The sequence below is a fragment of the Agrobacterium tumefaciens genome (genome assembly GCA_025560025.1).
Taxonomy (GTDB): Bacteria; Pseudomonadota; Alphaproteobacteria; order Rhizobiales; family Rhizobiaceae; genus Agrobacterium.
This window is the reverse complement of the sequence record CP048485.1, coordinates 857,257-873,703: the sequence shown is the minus strand read 5'-3', so window position 1 is coordinate 873,703 and position 16,447 is coordinate 857,257. Positions and strand designations below refer to the sequence as shown.

General features: G+C 53.0%; 24 protein-coding genes and 1 pseudogene. 14 read left to right on the top strand and 11 right to left on the bottom strand.

Annotated features, from left to right (window positions below; translation table 11 throughout):
• Nucleotides 1-848 precede the first annotated feature (848 nt).
• Entirely contained in the window at nt 849-1,091 is a 243-nt protein-coding gene (locus FY152_04310; GenBank protein UXS31357.1) for a hypothetical protein, read from the top strand.
• Nucleotides 1,092-1,167: 76 nt separating this feature from the next.
• On the opposite strand, the gene FY152_04305 is transcribed toward FY152_04310, so the two are convergent.
• The 6 genes from FY152_04305 to FY152_04280 form a co-directional block, all read right to left on the bottom strand.
• Complete coding sequence (locus FY152_04305; GenBank protein ID UXS31356.1) at nt 1,168-1,695, bottom strand: hypothetical protein; 528 nt, start codon at nt 1,693-1,695, stop codon at nt 1,168-1,170.
• A gap of 575 nt (nt 1,696-2,270) precedes the next feature.
• Nucleotides 2,271-2,534 (bottom strand): hypothetical protein, encoded by a 264-nt coding sequence (locus tag FY152_04300; GenBank protein ID UXS31355.1) that lies wholly within the window; start codon nt 2,532-2,534, stop codon nt 2,271-2,273.
• Between the two features lie 1,071 nt (nt 2,535-3,605).
• Nucleotides 3,606-3,914, bottom strand: a complete 309-nt coding sequence (locus FY152_04295; GenBank protein UXS31354.1) for a hypothetical protein — start codon at nt 3,912-3,914, stop codon at nt 3,606-3,608.
• A gap of 1 nt (nt 3,915) precedes the next feature.
• Nucleotides 3,916-4,110, bottom strand: a complete 195-nt coding sequence (locus tag FY152_04290; GenBank protein ID UXS31353.1) for a dehydrogenase — start codon at nt 4,108-4,110, stop codon at nt 3,916-3,918.
• A gap of 231 nt (nt 4,111-4,341) precedes the next feature.
• Complete coding sequence (locus FY152_04285; GenBank protein ID UXS31352.1) at nt 4,342-5,007, bottom strand: hypothetical protein; 666 nt, start codon at nt 5,005-5,007, stop codon at nt 4,342-4,344.
• A 422-nt stretch (nt 5,008-5,429) separates the two neighbouring features.
• Nucleotides 5,430-5,684 (bottom strand): hypothetical protein, encoded by a 255-nt coding sequence (locus tag FY152_04280; protein UXS31351.1) that lies wholly within the window; start codon nt 5,682-5,684, stop codon nt 5,430-5,432.
• A 252-nt stretch (nt 5,685-5,936) separates the two neighbouring features.
• Between FY152_04280 and FY152_04275 the strand changes: the two genes are divergently transcribed.
• Nucleotides 5,937-6,431 carry a ferritin-like domain-containing protein gene (locus tag FY152_04275; protein ID UXS31350.1) on the top strand — a complete coding sequence of 165 codons (495 nt, stop codon included), beginning with the start codon at nt 5,937-5,939 and terminating at the stop codon, nt 6,429-6,431.
• A gap of 125 nt (nt 6,432-6,556) precedes the next feature.
• On the opposite strand, the gene FY152_04270 is transcribed toward FY152_04275, so the two are convergent.
• The 3 genes from FY152_04270 to FY152_04260 all read right to left on the bottom strand — a co-directional run bounded on the left by FY152_04270 (nt 6,557) and on the right by FY152_04260 (nt 7,790).
• On the bottom strand, nt 6,557-6,868 hold the full coding sequence (locus FY152_04270; protein UXS31349.1) for a hypothetical protein: 312 nt from the start codon (nt 6,866-6,868) through the stop codon (nt 6,557-6,559).
• 89 nt (nt 6,869-6,957) lie between these two features.
• Nucleotides 6,958-7,542 carry a hypothetical protein gene (locus FY152_04265; protein UXS31348.1) on the bottom strand — a complete coding sequence of 195 codons (585 nt, stop codon included), beginning with the start codon at nt 7,540-7,542 and terminating at the stop codon, nt 6,958-6,960.
• Nucleotides 7,542-7,790, bottom strand: coding sequence for a helix-turn-helix transcriptional regulator (locus tag FY152_04260; protein ID UXS31347.1), 249 nt, complete (start codon nt 7,788-7,790; stop codon nt 7,542-7,544). Before FY152_04260 ends, FY152_04265 begins: the two co-directional genes overlap by 1 nt.
• 113 nt (nt 7,791-7,903) lie before the next feature.
• On the opposite strand from FY152_04260, the gene FY152_04255 reads away from it, so the two are divergent.
• The 9 genes and pseudogenes from FY152_04255 to FY152_04215 all read left to right on the top strand — a co-directional run bounded on the left by FY152_04255 (nt 7,904) and on the right by FY152_04215 (nt 11,374).
• The gene (locus FY152_04255; protein UXS31346.1) at nt 7,904-8,272 is read left to right on the top strand and encodes a hypothetical protein; all 369 of its coding nucleotides are present in this window, start codon (nt 7,904-7,906) and stop codon (nt 8,270-8,272) included.
• 32 nt (nt 8,273-8,304) lie between these two features.
• The gene (locus FY152_04250; protein ID UXS31345.1) at nt 8,305-8,943 is read left to right on the top strand and encodes a hypothetical protein; all 639 of its coding nucleotides are present in this window, start codon (nt 8,305-8,307) and stop codon (nt 8,941-8,943) included.
• Nucleotides 8,940-9,167: a hypothetical protein gene (locus FY152_04245; protein ID UXS31344.1), complete on the top strand. Its 228-nt coding sequence runs from the start codon at nt 8,940-8,942 to the stop codon at nt 9,165-9,167. Before FY152_04250 ends, FY152_04245 begins: the two co-directional genes overlap by 4 nt.
• A pseudogene (locus FY152_04240) lies at nt 9,164-9,364 on the top strand (hypothetical protein). Before FY152_04245 ends, FY152_04240 begins: the two are co-directional and overlap by 4 nt.
• Before the next feature lie 212 nt (nt 9,365-9,576).
• Complete coding sequence (locus FY152_04235; GenBank protein ID UXS31343.1) at nt 9,577-9,819, top strand: hypothetical protein; 243 nt, start codon at nt 9,577-9,579, stop codon at nt 9,817-9,819.
• Entirely contained in the window at nt 9,816-10,001 is a 186-nt protein-coding gene (locus FY152_04230) for a hypothetical protein (protein UXS31342.1), read from the top strand. The genes FY152_04235 and FY152_04230 overlap by 4 nt, the downstream gene beginning before the upstream one ends.
• Nucleotides 9,998-10,447 carry a hypothetical protein gene (locus FY152_04225; protein UXS31341.1) on the top strand — a complete coding sequence of 150 codons (450 nt, stop codon included), beginning with the start codon at nt 9,998-10,000 and terminating at the stop codon, nt 10,445-10,447. Before FY152_04230 ends, FY152_04225 begins: the two co-directional genes overlap by 4 nt.
• Nucleotides 10,448-10,529: 82 nt before the next feature.
• Nucleotides 10,530-10,826, top strand: a complete 297-nt coding sequence (locus tag FY152_04220; protein UXS31340.1) for a PadR family transcriptional regulator — start codon at nt 10,530-10,532, stop codon at nt 10,824-10,826.
• On the top strand, nt 10,823-11,374 hold the full coding sequence (locus FY152_04215; protein ID UXS31339.1) for a hypothetical protein: 552 nt from the start codon (nt 10,823-10,825) through the stop codon (nt 11,372-11,374). The genes FY152_04220 and FY152_04215 overlap by 4 nt, the downstream gene beginning before the upstream one ends.
• 427 nt (nt 11,375-11,801) lie before the next feature.
• Here FY152_04215 and FY152_04210 read toward each other — a convergent pair whose 3' ends face one another.
• Together FY152_04210 and FY152_04205 are read right to left on the bottom strand one after the other, a co-directional pair.
• Complete coding sequence (locus FY152_04210) at nt 11,802-12,980, bottom strand: hypothetical protein (protein ID UXS31338.1); 1,179 nt, start codon at nt 12,978-12,980, stop codon at nt 11,802-11,804.
• A 2-nt stretch (nt 12,981-12,982) separates the two neighbouring features.
• On the bottom strand, nt 12,983-13,570 hold the full coding sequence (locus FY152_04205; protein ID UXS31337.1) for an ImmA/IrrE family metallo-endopeptidase: 588 nt from the start codon (nt 13,568-13,570) through the stop codon (nt 12,983-12,985).
• A gap of 619 nt (nt 13,571-14,189) precedes the next feature.
• Here FY152_04205 and FY152_04200 point away from each other — a divergent pair.
• From FY152_04200 to FY152_04190, 3 genes are all read left to right on the top strand, one after another.
• Complete coding sequence (locus FY152_04200; GenBank protein UXS31336.1) at nt 14,190-14,936, top strand: hypothetical protein; 747 nt, start codon at nt 14,190-14,192, stop codon at nt 14,934-14,936.
• Between the two features lie 74 nt (nt 14,937-15,010).
• On the top strand, nt 15,011-15,697 hold the full coding sequence (locus FY152_04195; protein UXS31335.1) for a GNAT family N-acetyltransferase: 687 nt from the start codon (nt 15,011-15,013) through the stop codon (nt 15,695-15,697).
• Nucleotides 15,698-16,076: 379 nt separating this feature from the next.
• The gene (locus tag FY152_04190) at nt 16,077-16,280 is read left to right on the top strand and encodes a CsbD family protein (protein ID UXS31334.1); all 204 of its coding nucleotides are present in this window, start codon (nt 16,077-16,079) and stop codon (nt 16,278-16,280) included.
• The last annotated feature ends 167 nt before the right edge of the window (nt 16,281-16,447 follow it).

Below are 16,447 nucleotides of genomic sequence, written 5' to 3'. Positions count from 1 at the left end.
GACCAACAGCGTCACAGGGCCAGAGAAAAGGAACATATAGATGAAGCCCAACAGGCCAAACCCAGATAATGCTAAGCCAAGGCCAATGGATATAGCTTTTCGTGTGCGCGTCCGCTCTGTCATCGCAGGATTATGCCTTATTTTTCGCCGGTGTCGAGCGGGCCGGCGTCTCTGATAATACACCGAAGAAACAGAGAAGGTTCAAAGACCACCCAGCTCTAAAAATGCTGACTTATGAACAAACTGCCGGAATCTCGGTAGTTTTGCGCAACCGGCTTGAGGCTCAGTCTGTTAAAGCCGTCACATCGCAGCCTTGAGGAGGAAAGCACATGATGAGCATTCCCGGCATCGCATGCAGCCTGTCACTCGTATTCCTATCGGCGTTCGTCCTGTTCGTGTGATGGATCGAGCCCTTTTCCATCCATTTCGCCCACAGCAAGCCCATCAGCGCGTTTTCTGTTGTCTCCTTGCGGATATTACAATGCGCTTCATTGACCGTCCTTGGGGCGAAGGCGATGATATTTCAGACGCATACGGATTTTAAAATAGTGGCCACACAGGCGGCGATGAAAATTCGCGCCTGTTAACAAACGTTTACATTGAAACTAAGATGGCGGTATGCTTGGAACCCGCACTCCCGTTTTTTAGTCGGTATATGCGGTTAAAAAAACGGAAAATAACGAGCTTCAGGCTATTCCCGATCAGATTCGAACCTGACTAAACTTGACGTGCACCGCTTTTTTTCAGTCGGTATAGCTATGTCAGAGCCTAAAATAGGCGTTAATACGGGGAATGTTGGAGCGACTGGGTCGAGCGGTTTCACCAGCCTCACAGGGGAAGAACTGAAAATGACGGAAGTGGCGCTAGGGCCTAACGAATTGGCCATGCTGCTGGAGAAGGCTCTCATTGGCGGCCTCGATACGACCAAGCTGTCACGCTTAGCTTACGGAGTTTATCAGCAGTATGGCTTGGATCTCACGCCAGAGATGGACCGGATAATCCTCACATTGATGTCGATGGAAGAGGGCCCGGAGTTTGAGCTAAGCGAGAGCGAGATTCGACGTCTGATAGTAGAACTTGCGTCCATGTAGCAGAGTGGACGATTACCCGGAGAAACTGTCGAGTTACCCGAGCTGCAGATCAAAAAGAAACCCGCCGGAGCGGGGCTCAATTGTTGGGTTGTTGCGGCTTGTACGGCGCCGGCATTTCTCCGCTTCCCATCATCCGTTCGTTCAAGCCGCGAATAAGCGTATCCATCTTGACGTTCAGTGCGTCTACTTGAGGCTGAAGGTTCTGCATAGACGTTTGAGCTGCGCGATCAGCCACCTGTTGAGCATCCATACCCAGTCCGAACCACTGAGAACCGTAAGCCATCACTGCCACTGTCAAACCAAGCGCTGCGATTGCAGTTACGATGACGGTTGTTTTCATGCCGGCGGTTGATGTCTCAACGTGCCCGACCCTGGTCCCGAGAACGTCGAGACGGCCATTTATTTCGGCACGCATTGTGGATAATTCACCCATCAACTGAGCGAATTTTGTATCAGTCCGCGCTTCGGATGCGGCGATTTTGGCGTCAACGGTGTCCATCCCCCCACCTTTGCCCCCTCCGTCTCCATTGTCAATTCTTCGATAGCGGGCTTCTTCTGGGAATGTATCGTTCGCGGCAGTGATCGAAAAACGAACGTTACTCAATTTCTTCGACCCTCGCTTCCACTTGGCTTGAACTGAACATTTTTGTGTAACCACAATTGCTGCAAGATAGCGTGTAGAATGCTTGATAGTGGTTTAAGTCGACGTCAGGCATAGTTACTTTTCTGACCTTGTCTCCATCTTCTGCAGTTGAGATAGACCACATATCAGTGCGGCATACTGGGCACTCCCCGTCGGCCTTGAAATGGGTGAGAAACTTTACATACTTATCTGTTGTCAGGCTCACTGCTTCGTCACCTCGTCCCGTCGCGGGTCTTGAGGACCGCGAAATTTCACGTACGCAATACGCAAGATGGCACGCGAACTCTTAAATGCCTGCCAACAAACGGGGATAAATATCGCGGTCCAAATTCCGGTGCTTATCCAGAAATCAGCCGGATCGTCCTCCTTGAGAAGCCAACCTGAACTGTGTAAGCGCCCCAGTTCCCCATGGTAAACCTCCCAGGCAAACGTCGAGAAAGTGACCAAAACAACGACGACCAGCGTAACGTGGATCCCCAAACTAGGCTCGCGGGCTGGAGCGTGTGATTCAATCGGCCTTTCATCCCCTTCGGTGCTCACGGTTTCCCCACATTGTTACTTTTAACGGAGGCTCTGTCCTGAGCAGCCTTCAAAGCCTCGTTAGCCGCATCGCTGGCTGCGTCGGCCGCTGCGCTCGCTCCAGCCTCCGCCTCTGCTTGTTCCGCTGGCGTCTGTGCGGGATATCCTCCCTGCGCCCGCTCACCGATTGAAAACCAATGATCGATAGTCAGCAGGCCTACGAAGACCACAATGGCCACAATTGCGAACAGCCCGCAGATGAACCGCGCAAGTTTCATCATTTACGGTCCGTTACCCACTGCTTCTTCACCCCGACCCGTTCCACCCGTTTAAGGTACTGGCCGAACCTTGGAATGCCAAGCTCCTTGCATCATGAAGGATATGAAGACAGCAAAAGACGCAGGCGCCAAACCACCCGTGCATTCGTCTTCGAACTCAATATGATGAGAATTACCGACTTTCCCAATCACTCTATATTCCCGGCCTTTCTCGTGGCCAATTTCCTGCAGCGCCCTAACTAGATCTAGTAAGAAAATTCCGTCGGTTTCGAATGCAATCTTCACAGCCTAACTCTTTCAACAGCCCAAGTTCATCTGCACATGCTACGGTCAACGTAGCTCTTGTTTCCGCTGGCGGTCAGATAGTAGCAACCGCCACGAGAGCCGGTATGGTATTGCCGGAAGCCGGAAGGGCGCCGGGGTTTGCTGGGCGTGATGTATCCGCCGCCTGAGGCGCGCGCACCGCAGCGTTTACCGTCTGCCGCGATGCTGCCAGGCGCGGGACAATTACCAGTGTCATTTACCCTCGGAATGGAGGCACCCGCCGCCGTACTGACGTTAACAGGCGTCACTGATGGTTCGCCTAAAACGCGAGCAGCTGATTTCCCAAATGCGACCCGCCCCATGTCTCCGTCAGCTAGATTTACCAATCCGGTACCGTCCATGCCATTAGGAGACCTGTAGACGGTAACTGTGCCATACCTTCCGTCTGTGCAAGTGAACGGGGCTGAAATGATCGGCCTCGTGTCGAGGGCGTCGTAGTTTCCTGTACAACTCGTTGACGCCGTTGGATTGGCAACTTGGAATGTTCCGCCGCTCACAGCAGCAGTTGTTGTACCTATGAGCACTTCGCCGCTATCGAGTTTCACTGCTGCCGGCAAAGTTACCGACCCACATGCAGATAGAACCAAAGGCAAAATGCCGATCGCAAAATTTCGATACTTCATTGGATTCCCCAATCCCAAGCAGCAAAACAAACACGCAGAGAGATTGGAGTCGAGTCTACTCAACCAGAATTTTTATTAGCGGAGCTAGAGGCAACATCCGGCGGCGTGGGTAAAGGTCTTGGCATAATCATGGCCAATCTCTTTTCGCCCTTGAGAGAACAAAACTGTTTTTCTCGCGGTTCTGGCAGCCGAGACAACGCAGCAGCGGTTCCATGGAAATGATCGGCCTGAACTTTCCATGCCTGCGCTGGATTGCCCACCTATCCAGCATGCCGACCCGCTTGCACCGCCAACACTGAGCACCGAGAACATACCATTGTGGCAGATCGGCCAAGGTGGCGGAGTGGTCGCGCTGGGGGACGAAGATGCCCGTGGGCTTTGGCGGCTGATTGTCGTTGTTGCCGCCGGTAAGATCGATCCCGCGACGATGGTGCATGTCACGTCCGATCTGCCTCCGGTTTCCACCCCCTCGTAAATCCCGTGCCCATTGCGGCGGTTGCTAAAGCAAGCTGCATCCGCAAATGCTGGATGTCTTCCATCAAGGTTTCGATCGCGGCGCGGCTGTCTCCGTCATGCCATGCAATGATATGATCCACAGGATCGGCTTCCGGTTCTCGTTTTTCTGGGCGCACGTTCTCATTCTCCGGTTCAAGAGTTCAAATCGTCCCTGATTTTCCGAAAGGCACACGCCGCCGTGCCAAGCGAGTTCTTATTATGTTCTCAACATCAAGGGAGTCAATGCAGTCTCAACCAGTCATGGCTTAAGCGGAGACTAAATCATTGGATATATGAGGACAATTTAATCTCGTTGTCCCAAATTGCTTAAGCCATGCTTGTTGCCAAAAACGAATCTACTGGCCGTGTCAAAAGCCCTTTCTCGCCGCCTCAACCTTCTTCCGGTGATTCATTAGATTTCTCCAAGCTTTGGCGCCCTCTGATGTGAGAGAAATCAGATTGTTTTTCTTTCCACTTCCATCTGACTGAACGTTGATGAAGCCGCGTCGCTTAAGCTTATCGCGGGTGCTTCGTCCGCAGCCTATGAGACTGCTGAAAAGAACATGTTTGCCAACACCCCGCTTAACTAAACGTTCCATGGTCGGCTCTTCCCAATGATCCAATGCAAACTCTTTCGGCGGCTTACCGTAGATAAATTCTCGTTTTTCTTCCTCGCGGCGCGAAATCTGCCGCTTTTCTTCTTCCTCTTCGGCGTCTAATGCAGCGTCGAAAGCATCATCTTCCTGCCAAGCGCGGAGCAACGAATCTATTTGGGCAGACCGTTCGAGTTTCCTGACAACGACGGCCCATCCTCGCATTTCTATGTAATACCGTCGTACGACTGACAGAAACGAATGATCTGCAAACTCAAGAATAAGAGTGTCACCCACGTTGGGGCAGGTACCAAAATGGTCAAGTGGATAATCGAGAAGTGAGACTAGTTCGCCTCCTTCAAGAAGTTCGTATAGGCGAATGCGGGCATATAGTTTTTTCTCCATCCGGTCTTCATACGCCTGACGTATGGCACCAATCAATTCGTCTCTTCGGATGCCACGGCTTCGCTAGCCTTTCTGACATAAGCACCCGCCCAACTTCTTGGCCATCGGGGAGATAGATTTTGACGAGCGGCCGGCGGCTTTGCGTCCGGTCCCTCGCGCCGCTGTCCTCAATGCGGGGGACGCCAGCCAGCAGCAGTTCTTTCAAGCGCGCCTTTGCCTTCAAGGCTAGATCCCGCTCAAACTCGCATTTGGCGCGGCTCCCCATCTCAGGGGCATCCACGCCAGACTTGAATGGGACCCCTCCCCCGAGCAGACGCATGTTCTGCCCGTCGCACTTGATCGTATCACCGTCGATAACCACCAGGGACGCGCACGCCACACCTTGCCCAGATGTTGATATAACGGGAGACAGCGTAAGCGTAGCAATCGCGGCGATTGAGAAAAGAACTCTGTTCATGTCACCGGTCTCGCTGCATCTGCCGCAAGCGAAAGCTGACCTCAGCCAGCGTCCCCAAGACGACCGCTACGACGACGGTATAGAAGCCACGGTCTATAAGTTCGCCTGAGCTTTTCGCCCTAGGTGCGTAACGCGCCAAGGCTTCCTCGTATGGAAGAAGCCACTCTTGTGCGATCGATATCCCCAGCCCCATTTTGTACACGCCCGCGATAAAGGCCAGCGCTGCAAAAATCCGAGAAAGGTGTGAAAAAAACATAGCGTCCCCCAAAGTTGCAACCTGGCTTATGACGCAATCTGCGGACAGTATCCAGTCGAATTAGGGTGCTCCATGCGGCTAGTGATACCATGCTTAAATCTGGCGACAGATTTCAGTGTTGATCATTGAAGCTGCGGTTTGCAAGCACACATTCCTTGGCATTCTCCGAGCGGCTGACGGCTAACTTTCGCTGCCCGGGAACGTTTGCCGGTGTCTCTCGTTTGTCTGGTGCAAACAATAGGGAGAGAGACCATGAAATCACTAGCTGATATTTTCGAACATACCCTGCAGGACATCTATTACGCCGAAACGGCGATAACGAAGGCTCTGCCAAAGGTAGCCAAAGCGGCCACCAGCCCTGAACTGAAGCAGGCCGCCGAGAGCCATCTTGCGGAAACGAGGGAGCAGATAAAGAAGCTCGATCAGGTCTTTAAATCAATCGGCAAAAAGGCGTCGGGTGAAAAGTGCGACGCCATCGAAGGCCTGATCAAAGAAGCTGACGGACTGATGAAAGAGGCTGAAGGCACAGCACTTGATGCAGGGCTTTTGGCTGCCTGCCAAGCAGTTGAGCATTATGAAATCGCCCGCTACGGGTCACTGCGCGAATGGGCGAAGGATTTGGGTCATGAGGAAGCACACACGCTTCTCAGTGAAATTCTCGACCAAGAAAAGGCGACGAACAACAAGCTCACCAACTTGGCAGTTACTTCGATTAACAAGGCGTCTTCCAAGGCGAAGGCTGCCTGATTCAAATTACCTCTGGCCCCCATTGCGTTTAGTCGGTGGGGGTCACAGGGACGCAGCTGTTACGGGCGAGTTGATGTGACCTTGAGCGCCCATTCGATTGCGGAACTGGTTCGGAGTACTTTAACTCAAGCCGCTCCATCCGGCTCGTAGCGCCTACCGTAAGCCTGCCGCGTCATTTCTGCCTCAACCGCATTCCAGAATGCCGCACGCTCCGTTTCGATAACTTCACTCGATAGCGCTATTTTTGAAAGCTGCCCGGTCAGTGCCTCGTCCACCTGACGGCGGTAATGCTCCGCGCTCTTTTCCGTGGGTTTGTCGAGCATCTTGGTTGCAGTGTCGCGAATGCGCCCTACCCGGTTGACCATTGGAAAGGGTATCAGCCTGCATTCTGGCTGCTTCCATGCGAACAGCAGTAGCTCGTCGGCGTCGTTGCTCATGCGCTGCACTCCCTCACCAGAGTATATATAGCACTACGGAAACCCGTAGTCGGTTGGTGCATTGAAAACAAAAGACAATTTTCCACCTGTCACTCCCCGTTTTGGCGACGGACTACGGGAACCCGTAGCGGGGGGACTACGGAATCCCGTAGCGGGCTTTTTTTCTTCCTGCCCGGTTTTGAACGAGCATCGGCCAGTTGCTTTCTCACCACCTCAGACCACAAGCGGGCTTCCGCCATTGTGAAGCGCCTCCACTCGTTTGTTGCTGCCGCGCCGTCGTGGGTGCCGTCAAAGGTAAGAGTGTAAATTGTAGGGTGGGCTGTCCCATTGCCCGCCCTGCCTTTCGACATTTTTACAAGACCTTTGTACGCGAGTTCGTCCAGAGCATCGGCTATGCTGCTGAAGGTCACCCCATAAGCGTAAAACTGGTCGTGTGTAACTACGAGCTTACCGTTCTCGGAGCGGCCATGTGAGATGTGCTCGATAATGAGCCGGTCCAGCGCCTTGCGACCATTCACAGAAAGCGAGCGATAAGCAGCGCACTCCAGCAGTTCACGGGTTAGCGCCATCCAACCGCCTTGATCGGCGGGCGGCTGCGTATTCTTCTTGACCAGGTTGTAGGTCTTGCCGGCAGAAGTTCGGCTTTTGTCTCGCGGGTCAAAGACTGGAGGCATCAAGTATCCTTCTTTGCGAGGCGGACGCCGGGACCGCCGCTCGTTGCTTCACCGTCTTCTAAGAACATCACTCCAGCCGTCTGCAATGCTTTCTTCACGGCATCTACGTTGCCGGCAGTGCTGCGCTCGGTGCCAACACTTTCCATTCTTTTGATCGTCTGAACGGAAAGCTCCGTGGCCTTCGCGATGTCGTCTTGTGTGAGCCCAACTAGGGCGCGTGCTGCCTTGATCTGGGCGGCGGTTATCATGCGGAACTCCTGAATGTCACTTTTCGTACAATAAACGTATCCTGACGGTTGACACCCTGCAATACGTTTATTATACCTAAAGTACAACATAATTAATTCAAAGGGACAAAGCAATGCCGAACACCACCGTTCCGGCCACCGCCGAAGGCATGCCCAAATTCGACATGGCTGCAATCATGTCGGATGCATGGGAGCGCTATCGTTACATCCGCCGCCAGTACTCGGCACGGCAGATTGAGCGCGGCATTGTGGACGCCTCGTTCTCCGCCTGCCTCAAGACTGCGTGGCGCGTTGCAAAGCAGAACCGGACCAAAGCCGCGGTAGCTGCCAAAGTTGCTACGCTGGCCGGAACCCCTTCCGGTGAACGCCTCCACGCTCTCCGTGCCGCTCTGGCCGATACAGACACGCTTTCATTCCGCTACCGCGCCGCCGCTCGCCGGGCTGCCATCAAATCCGAAATCGCCGCCATCACGGCGCACTGAACCAGCCAGACCGACAAAGAGGAGACACCACCATGCCGAAGATGAATCCGGCCGCTGGCGAAGCTATGCCGAAAACCGAAACACTACTTGAAACCATTCAGGCCTACCGGGAAGCCTTTGCCGATTTCACTGCAAATGCGCCTGCCGACGATGACGCAGCCTATTCTTCATACGGAGAAAAAACCTATGTGCCCATGATGCGGCGGCTTGATGCATGGGACCAGCCCGCCGCCACGTTCGAAGAAGCTGTGGAAGCCCTCAAGACCGTACATGAGGCCGGCGGCTTCTACCATTGCGATGCGGGAGAACGAATGATTTCCGCAGCGTTGTCATTCTTTGAAGCGCAGAAGAGCGAAACACCTTGGGTCAAGGCACGCCGATTGATGGATGAGCTTTCGGCCACGCTTGCCGACTGCAACGGCGGGAAATGGTCCGCTTGCGTCATGCCGCCGGTGCCGCCCGTGTTCAACGGGTTCGCGGCCTATCCTATGGGCCAGAAGCCCGACGAATTGCCGTTTGACCATGTCGAGCGCCTGTCGTGGGAGCTTTCGGACGCTTTGAGCCGGTATCAGAACGGCGCGTTTCAGGCTGTTGTTCTGCCTTCTTCGTCGGCCGGCCACACGGTCATGCTTGCCAAGGTCGGTGTGTTTGATCTGAGGGCAAAGGCATGAAAACCACGCCAGCCCTTCACCCCTCTCTCGTCAAGGCCACCCTTGCCGCCAATGCGGCGGAAATGGATGTCCAGGCAGCCGCCGAATATCTCGCGGATGCAATGGCCCGCATTCATGGCGGAAAGTGGAAGATTGATGTTTCCCATGAGCATCACTTCATCCTGATCGTCAACCGCGCCCGCGACAACGACCCAATTAATCCGAAGAAAGGGGGCGCAGTATGAAACAGCCTCCCCCCATCGAAATCACCCGCGCCCGCCTCGAAGCCAAGATTGAGGAACTGATCCACCTGCTCGATCAAGTCGACGGCGACGAGAATCTTGAAGAAACCGGCGACCTTGAGCCATCTTTCGGAGTGGCGCAGTACAAACGCGGTAGGCTCGAATACGACCTCGAAGAGGACACGGCAGACGCTGAGCCCTTTCTCGGATGGTCCGAACACGAATCCCTGCACAACTGCAACCCAAATCCCACGCACGACGAGTTCGGCCCGGTCTCCGCTGGAACGAAGTTTGACGGCGACGGCCACCACATCGGACGCAAGCTTCTTCGTGAGCATGTGAAGGACCAGCGCAAGCTCGCCAAGGCTCTTGATGCCACCCGCGTGGCGCCCGGCGATGGGAGGTATGCGTGATGGCTGAACAGATATCATCTTTGCCAGCGCATCGTCCGCAACAGCACATCACGTTGAACGTCTATCGCACCCTGCCGCCGCTCGAAGACTGGCTTGCCGATGCCGCAGAAGCCAACCGCAAGGGCATGGTGCCTCAGTGGTGCGGCGGATGGGCTGAAGGCCCTTTCAGCTTCGACCATCTGGAAAGCAAGTTCGTTGGCGCTATCGTCGGACTCTACAAGCCGAGCGAGCCAAAGGTATGACGGAAGCCCTTGCCGAAGGAAGGCCGCTGCATCTGCTGAAGAATAGCGATTGCCGCTTTCCGCTCACCTCTCCCGAACGTCATGATCCGCATATGTTTTGCGGTTCCCCATCAATCGACGGCAAACCTTATTGCGCCGCGCACTGCGCGCTTGCCTATCGTCCGAAAGGTAAATCCAAGTGAACCGCAGAACCTTCATGAAGGCCGCAGTCATCGCAGCCGCCACGCCGACCGTCACCGCCCTTGCCGATACAGCGGACCATGTGACGCTCTCTCACCTCATCGAGCTTCACACGTTTGCCTATGAGGCAGATAGCGCGGAATGGGGCAGGCTGTTTGACCTCGACCCTTCCGGCCTTCGGGTAGACCCGTCGCCTGAATATCTCACGCAAGAGGCACGGTGCCAGGATGCAAAGACCGTTGTGGAACGAATGGAGGCGACAATCTTTGCCTACCAGCTTTCAACGCTGGATGATGTGCTGACCCTCACACAATGGGTTCACGCCCGCTTGAACGATTGCCAGGCGTACTTCTATTGCGATGAGAGCGCCGTACACGCCATTTTCACGCAGATAGCCCGAACGGCAGACAGCCCTCTGATGCTAGATCATACACCTCGACAATTCTAACTATTAAATCTTGTAAGACTCAAAATTCTTACCTATTGTAAGACTCGTTGGTGTCTATGGTTTACGTTTGATTGGATTGATTATGTTTGGTGCCACGGACTTGGAAATGGAGATTCTGCGGCTCCTGACGAGCGGTCGCCGCCTCTATGGACTGGAGATGGTGAAGGAGTCGGAAAAATTGAAACGAGGAACGATTTACGTCTACCTTGGCAGGATGGAAGACAAAGAATGGGTCAAGTCAGAAGCCGAGAAAGAGGCATCCGTGCCCGGTCTGCCGCGCAGGCGTTATTGGATCACTGGCAAAGGCCAGCGTGTGTTTGACCGCGCTAACGAAATTCGCAGGCAGTTCAATGCCTTGAGTGAGGGTTTGGCGGTATGAGCAGCGATGACGACAAGAAGTGGTATTGCGATTTCTCATATAGGCATGACAATCAGATAAGGCTTTTTGAGCTGAAGAGCCTTCGAAAAGATTCGAAGCTTCAGGCTGATTTGCGCAAATTGATAACGGAGAGAGTAGAGGCGCACTTGAACTCTTCGGAAACACCCGTCACGCCCCTGCATATCATTCACCTATACGAGCAAGCGGAAAAAGCGGATAAATCCTTGCTTTCCATCGTCGAGCAGGCCGGCGGCGAGGTTCGTGCTCGGAAAACCTCCGTAATCGAGCGCCCGCCTGGACATCACCTGATTAGGGTGCTCCAGATGTTTTTGCCGAAATCCGCCTATCAGCGCACCTTCGGCCAAATGGTCGCAGACGCCCGAGAGGAGTATTATGAAGCGCTGAAAGATGGCGACGAGGCAGAATCTAAAAAAATTAAGCGAATGCTTATTTGGGACATGTTGATGTGCATCGGCACATATATCGCGGAACTTCCCGCGCACCTAGTCACAGCACCGTTCCGGAAGCTCTTCGACAAAGGCGAATAGGTGTCCCGAATCTTTCGGGATGCTCTGGCAGGAGCATGGACGCCCTGAATTTGCGGGCAACAACGGGGAGGGAAACAAGCCTGAAACCCACGTTCCCGCTTTTTTTCACTCACCCCATGAGCGACTAAAAACGGTGGGAAATACTGATTAGAGCGTAAAATAGGCCGAAATAGGGGAACGGGCTGCTTCCACGCTGGCCGCACGGCAGATGAAGGAATTTTGTCACTCCCTAAAAGAGATCGAATTTTCGGAAGCCGTAAAAAGGCAGCTCCGCCTGATAATACAGAGCGAAAACAGAGCGCATCAAAGTCTGTGATGGGGTTGATAAGATCGATCGATTTAGGTTATGAGTTGCCTGCGTCTACGGATGAACTAGCGCAGAGAGAAATAGGCCAGCAAGTTCTACGCTAATCGGAGAATCTGGTCGCTATTTCTGGTCGTTTTCGTTTTTTTTTGCGCTCCCGGAAGCTCCAAAGTGTTTGTTAAATTCCGCTATAGCTTCCGAATATTGCTGGAAATTATCCCGTACGTGATTGAGTGATGACTTGAAACTTTCGCTTCTGACTTGCTTGGCGAAATCCGTTATCACATCATCTAAACGGGCCAACCCAGATTGATTTGCGACAGCTTCAGATGCCTCGATGCTTTCATCCCGCTCCTCTGTCTCCTTGAAACTTAAACTCCAAGCGCTTTTGAACCTTTCATAAGAGGCCGGTTTGGGTGGGGGATGGGACCCGGTCTCGACAGGTAGCACCGGGATTTCGATACCTTCGTAGTTCATAAATGCTGAGAGAAAGTCCTGCAAAGCTTGGGGGGGCGCGTCGACTTCTTTCGTGAGAAGACGTTCCCTGTATCTTAGGTTGCGCTTCGCAAAATCGCGCTCGGTATCAATTGATATCACGGGATAAGGCTGATTTCGAATAACACCTTTAAATGTTTCCTTGCCGTGGTATGTGAACCTGCCTGAGAACATATCTTGTAGGCTGGCCTGCGCCAGAAGAAAACTGAGTTCAAGGGAGGATGTAAATCTATCGGTAGACGCGTTCTTTGCAATCCTAAAGCCAGCGTCAATATCCTTGCCCAAAAAATCGAAAAGCAATGGAGAAGCATCAACCTGCTGTTCGAACTCTTCTGTTGCGTCGTGGCTCACGCTAGATCCGGCGCTTTCGGTGTTGCTCTGCACAGATATCGATATGTTATGCGCAGGGAAAGTTGCTAACCAGCCCGATCCTTTCACATCGAGTGGTACGCCGGAGTTTTCCAGCAACTTGCCGTAGGCATCGAGCGCTCCCAGAAATGAAGTGATACAACAAGCGAGATGCCTTATACTATTTACTCTCGCGCAAAAGAGAATTTCGTCCCCTATTGTTTTCCATACCTTCGGACCCCCGTTGAGGAACTTCTCACCGTCAGCCGCGGCCAGCTTTGATTCGTTGTATATTGCGTCAACGCGGGCCGGGAACGCATTATAGAATTGCCTAAAGCTCTCCACCCACTCTGGGTAGAGCACATCCGCGTCAGGTTCGGAATTTCCCTTGAAGGCGGTTGAGCCAACCAAGTCGACGGATAAGAAAAGGCGAACGCGGTAGTCAGGACAGGTCGCCATAATCAGACAGGTAAGTCCAGACTTTTTGCACGCACGACTACAGCTTTTTCGCTAACGCCAAAAAACGAAGATGCCGAGGCGATGCCTTGGGGGAAAACTTCACGGAAGGGAGCTTCTGGCATGACGAATGAGGCAGCAAACCAGTTTGCCTCCCACTCACAGCGCTGTAGGTCGGGATTGCTCTCATCTACCCATCTTGTTGCTCTCATACCAAATCCCGGAAAGGCTTGGCTAACGAGGGGGAAATGAAGGAAAAAATGGCCAAGTTCATGAGCCAAAGTGAAACGGTCGCGACTTACAGATGTCAAGCTCGATAAAAATATTTTGAATTTACAGGACGGCTCTACACGAATTGATTCAGGTATAGCTTCACCTACAGGGTTTCTATAAGAAATAGCGCCACCAAGAGACGACACAACATCTTCGATTGGCTCACCCGCATTGAAGGACAATTCTGCAGCTACGCTTTCCGCAAAAGCTGCGACGCTGGCTTTCGATGCTCTCGTTGGTATCGGGTCTTTATAAATTGACGCCATCTGACCTCGCTTGTCGGGATCGAAGCTACCGACACGATAAGCGCAGCGACTCATGCCACTACGCCCTATGTTCCCGTACATAGTGTACCTTCCAGTGAAAATCCACAAGGTGCTCTTGACAAAGAACTATAGCGCAGCGTCACGGCCTGCGTCGATCATACTTTTGCTAATCGCTTGGTATGTTCTGGTTTGTTTGACAGTCTTCATGAGGTCTGCGCTGTCGGTGGCTTTTGGGGTGGGCGATACAGTAAAACCTTAAACCGGTAACGCCCAGGCTTTGAATTTAATCAAAGGAAATCAAACCGGCTTTGCATCGCAGCGATGGAAAGTGATTGGCGCCGGATTTGGCGAAAACTCCGAATGACGGGGGGGTGCGCCACCGTGACGCAAACCCAGGTAAGGGATGGTAAGCGATAACCCCGAATTTTCGGAAGCCGTAAAAAGGAGTGCCCGTTTGCTAATAGGTTTAAACATTCATTGCTTCGGAGACATCGTCGTAACTGAATTGCCCGCCAACTCGTTATTTTCGGCCATCAATCGCACTATCTCCAGCGCAGCTTGAGCGTTTGTACCTTTACAGAATTCGGATCGGGTTCTTTGAAGCAATATTTTTATAATTGCTTTGTCGTACATCATTGTTCATTCCGTAAGACTGTTTTGCAGCGAGTGCATTATGGATCCACAGAGCAGACAGCATGCCGCTAACGTCATGTTTGATTTTATCACCGCGATGACCACTGCGAATACAACGGATGCAATCATCCATGACCTGTCGAAGGTCTCCAAGGGCTTTGGCCTCGATTGTTTTGCTATTTCCGGAATCCCGCTACCTGGGGAAAAGATCGATCGATACGTTCTACTGAGTGCCTGGCCGGAAGGTTGGTTTGAGCGCTATGTGGCCGAAAACTATGTCCACATCGATCCCGTTATTTATCAAAGCAAAATTTCAGACGGTGCTTTTGTCTGGTCAGAGGAGTTGGCCGGCAAGCCTATCCGTCGTGAAGCCAGAAAACTAATGAACGAGGCGTCCGAATTTCGGATGATCGATGGCTATAGCGTGCCACTACACATGCCGGGTGCGCTTCAGGCCATCGTCACATTCGGTGCCGAGAAAATTGACCTCTCGACCGAGGCGAAAGGTATTCTGCACATCGTTGCCATTTATGCCCACAATCGCCTCAGGGCGCTTCTTGAGCAACAAAGCGGCGCTGGTAGGAAAGACGCGCCCTATATCACCCAGCACGAACGCGACGTAATTCGCTGGTGTGCGGAAGGCAAGACCAATTGGGAGATTGGGCAAATTCTCGGGCGCTCTGAGAAAACCGTCCAGCATGAGCTTCACAATGCCCAACGGAAGATGAATTGCGTCAATCGAGCGCAGCTCATAGCCGAAGCCATCCGCATAGGTATCATTCGCTGACAATAGGCAGAACGGCCTATTTACCCAAAAGCGCGCTGCATTATCCCTACCCCTGCAAATCTGTGGGGGTTTTAATGCTTCGATATTTCAAGGGTTCATCGCTCCAAGCTTCCGGTTTTGCCGAGCGAGTTTGGCAATTCAGGCACCGGCATTTTGTAGAGCGTTTCGGGTGGGAAGCGCTTCGTAAGCCGGACGGCCGGGAAATGGATATCTTCGATACTGACGAGGCCATTCACCTCGTCCTAGATGATGAAGGTGTCATCTTAGGCTACTCTCGACTTCTTGCCACAAACGCAGCGCATCTGCTCTCCGACGTCTATCCAGAAATCATGGGTGGCCGCGACTATCCACGCGAGAAGAGTGTTTATGAATGGACGCGATGCGTTGCTGAACCGGGTGCGACGCTCCGCGGTGTCGAAGCCTCTCACATGCTACTAACCGGGGTTGCCGAATTCTGCCTGAGTGCCGGCATTGAAGCTCTCATAGTCGAGACGCATCCGAAGCTGGTGAACCTACTCGTGTCCAATCTCTGGGAGGTAACGCCGCTTGCTGCGCCGATGGTGTATGACGGGTCCCTTGTTGTCCCAATCCACGCCTCCCCCTCTTCCGCCGCTCTGGCGTCTCATCACCGTGGCGCAGGCATCAATGGCAGCGTTTTAGAACTGGCCGCTGGTGCCTTGAATCCTATAACCGGGAAAACCCTGATTGCTTTTGTTGATCGGGCGCATAGAGAGCCGATTGCGCAGGTGTCCTATGCATGAGCAGTTAACCGAACAAGCTATTGCGCGATATATTGCTGAACAAACGGACGAGTTGATCTCTCTCGTCAATTTTTGCCAGCCGAGCGACAGAGTAATGTTCCTCACCTACCTGCTGGATATGGTTCGATCAGAAGCAAAACAGATTTACGACGAGTCGCCTAGATCAAAGCCCATGCTAGTCTACTCCAGCGCTGAGACGCCCTCCGGCGACTAACGCTCAGGTTAATGCGACATCAACCCGGCAATGTTTGCGATGCCAAGCACTAAGGCTACCAAATTCAGAAAGATGAGGCCGATCAAAAGCGATTTTACGACCATTTCGGAACCTTGTTGACGTGGGGTTATTTACCATTGGAACGATAACCAAAGGGAGGCCCAAATGGACTGGAATCGTGTCGAAGGCAACTGGAAGCAGATGAAAGGTAAGGTCAAAGAGCAGTGGGGCAAACTCACAGACGACGACCTTGACGTCATCAACGGCAAGCGAGAGCAGCTCGAAGGCAAAATCCAGGAGCGTTACGGTTACGAAAAAGACCGGACTAAGAAGGATATTGACGACTGGTACGGTCGTCAGGGTTGGTAACCAGAGACCCCGCTTCGGCGGGGTTTTTTCTTTTCGGGGTTATCGGTTCCCCGATGATGCCTCAACATCCTTGTCGCGAAAATCACCGATCGTGAAACTTTTTGAGGCGCGACGAGTTTGATGTGCAGGGCAATTAGCTCGCACCTGTCACCAGCACATAATCAACC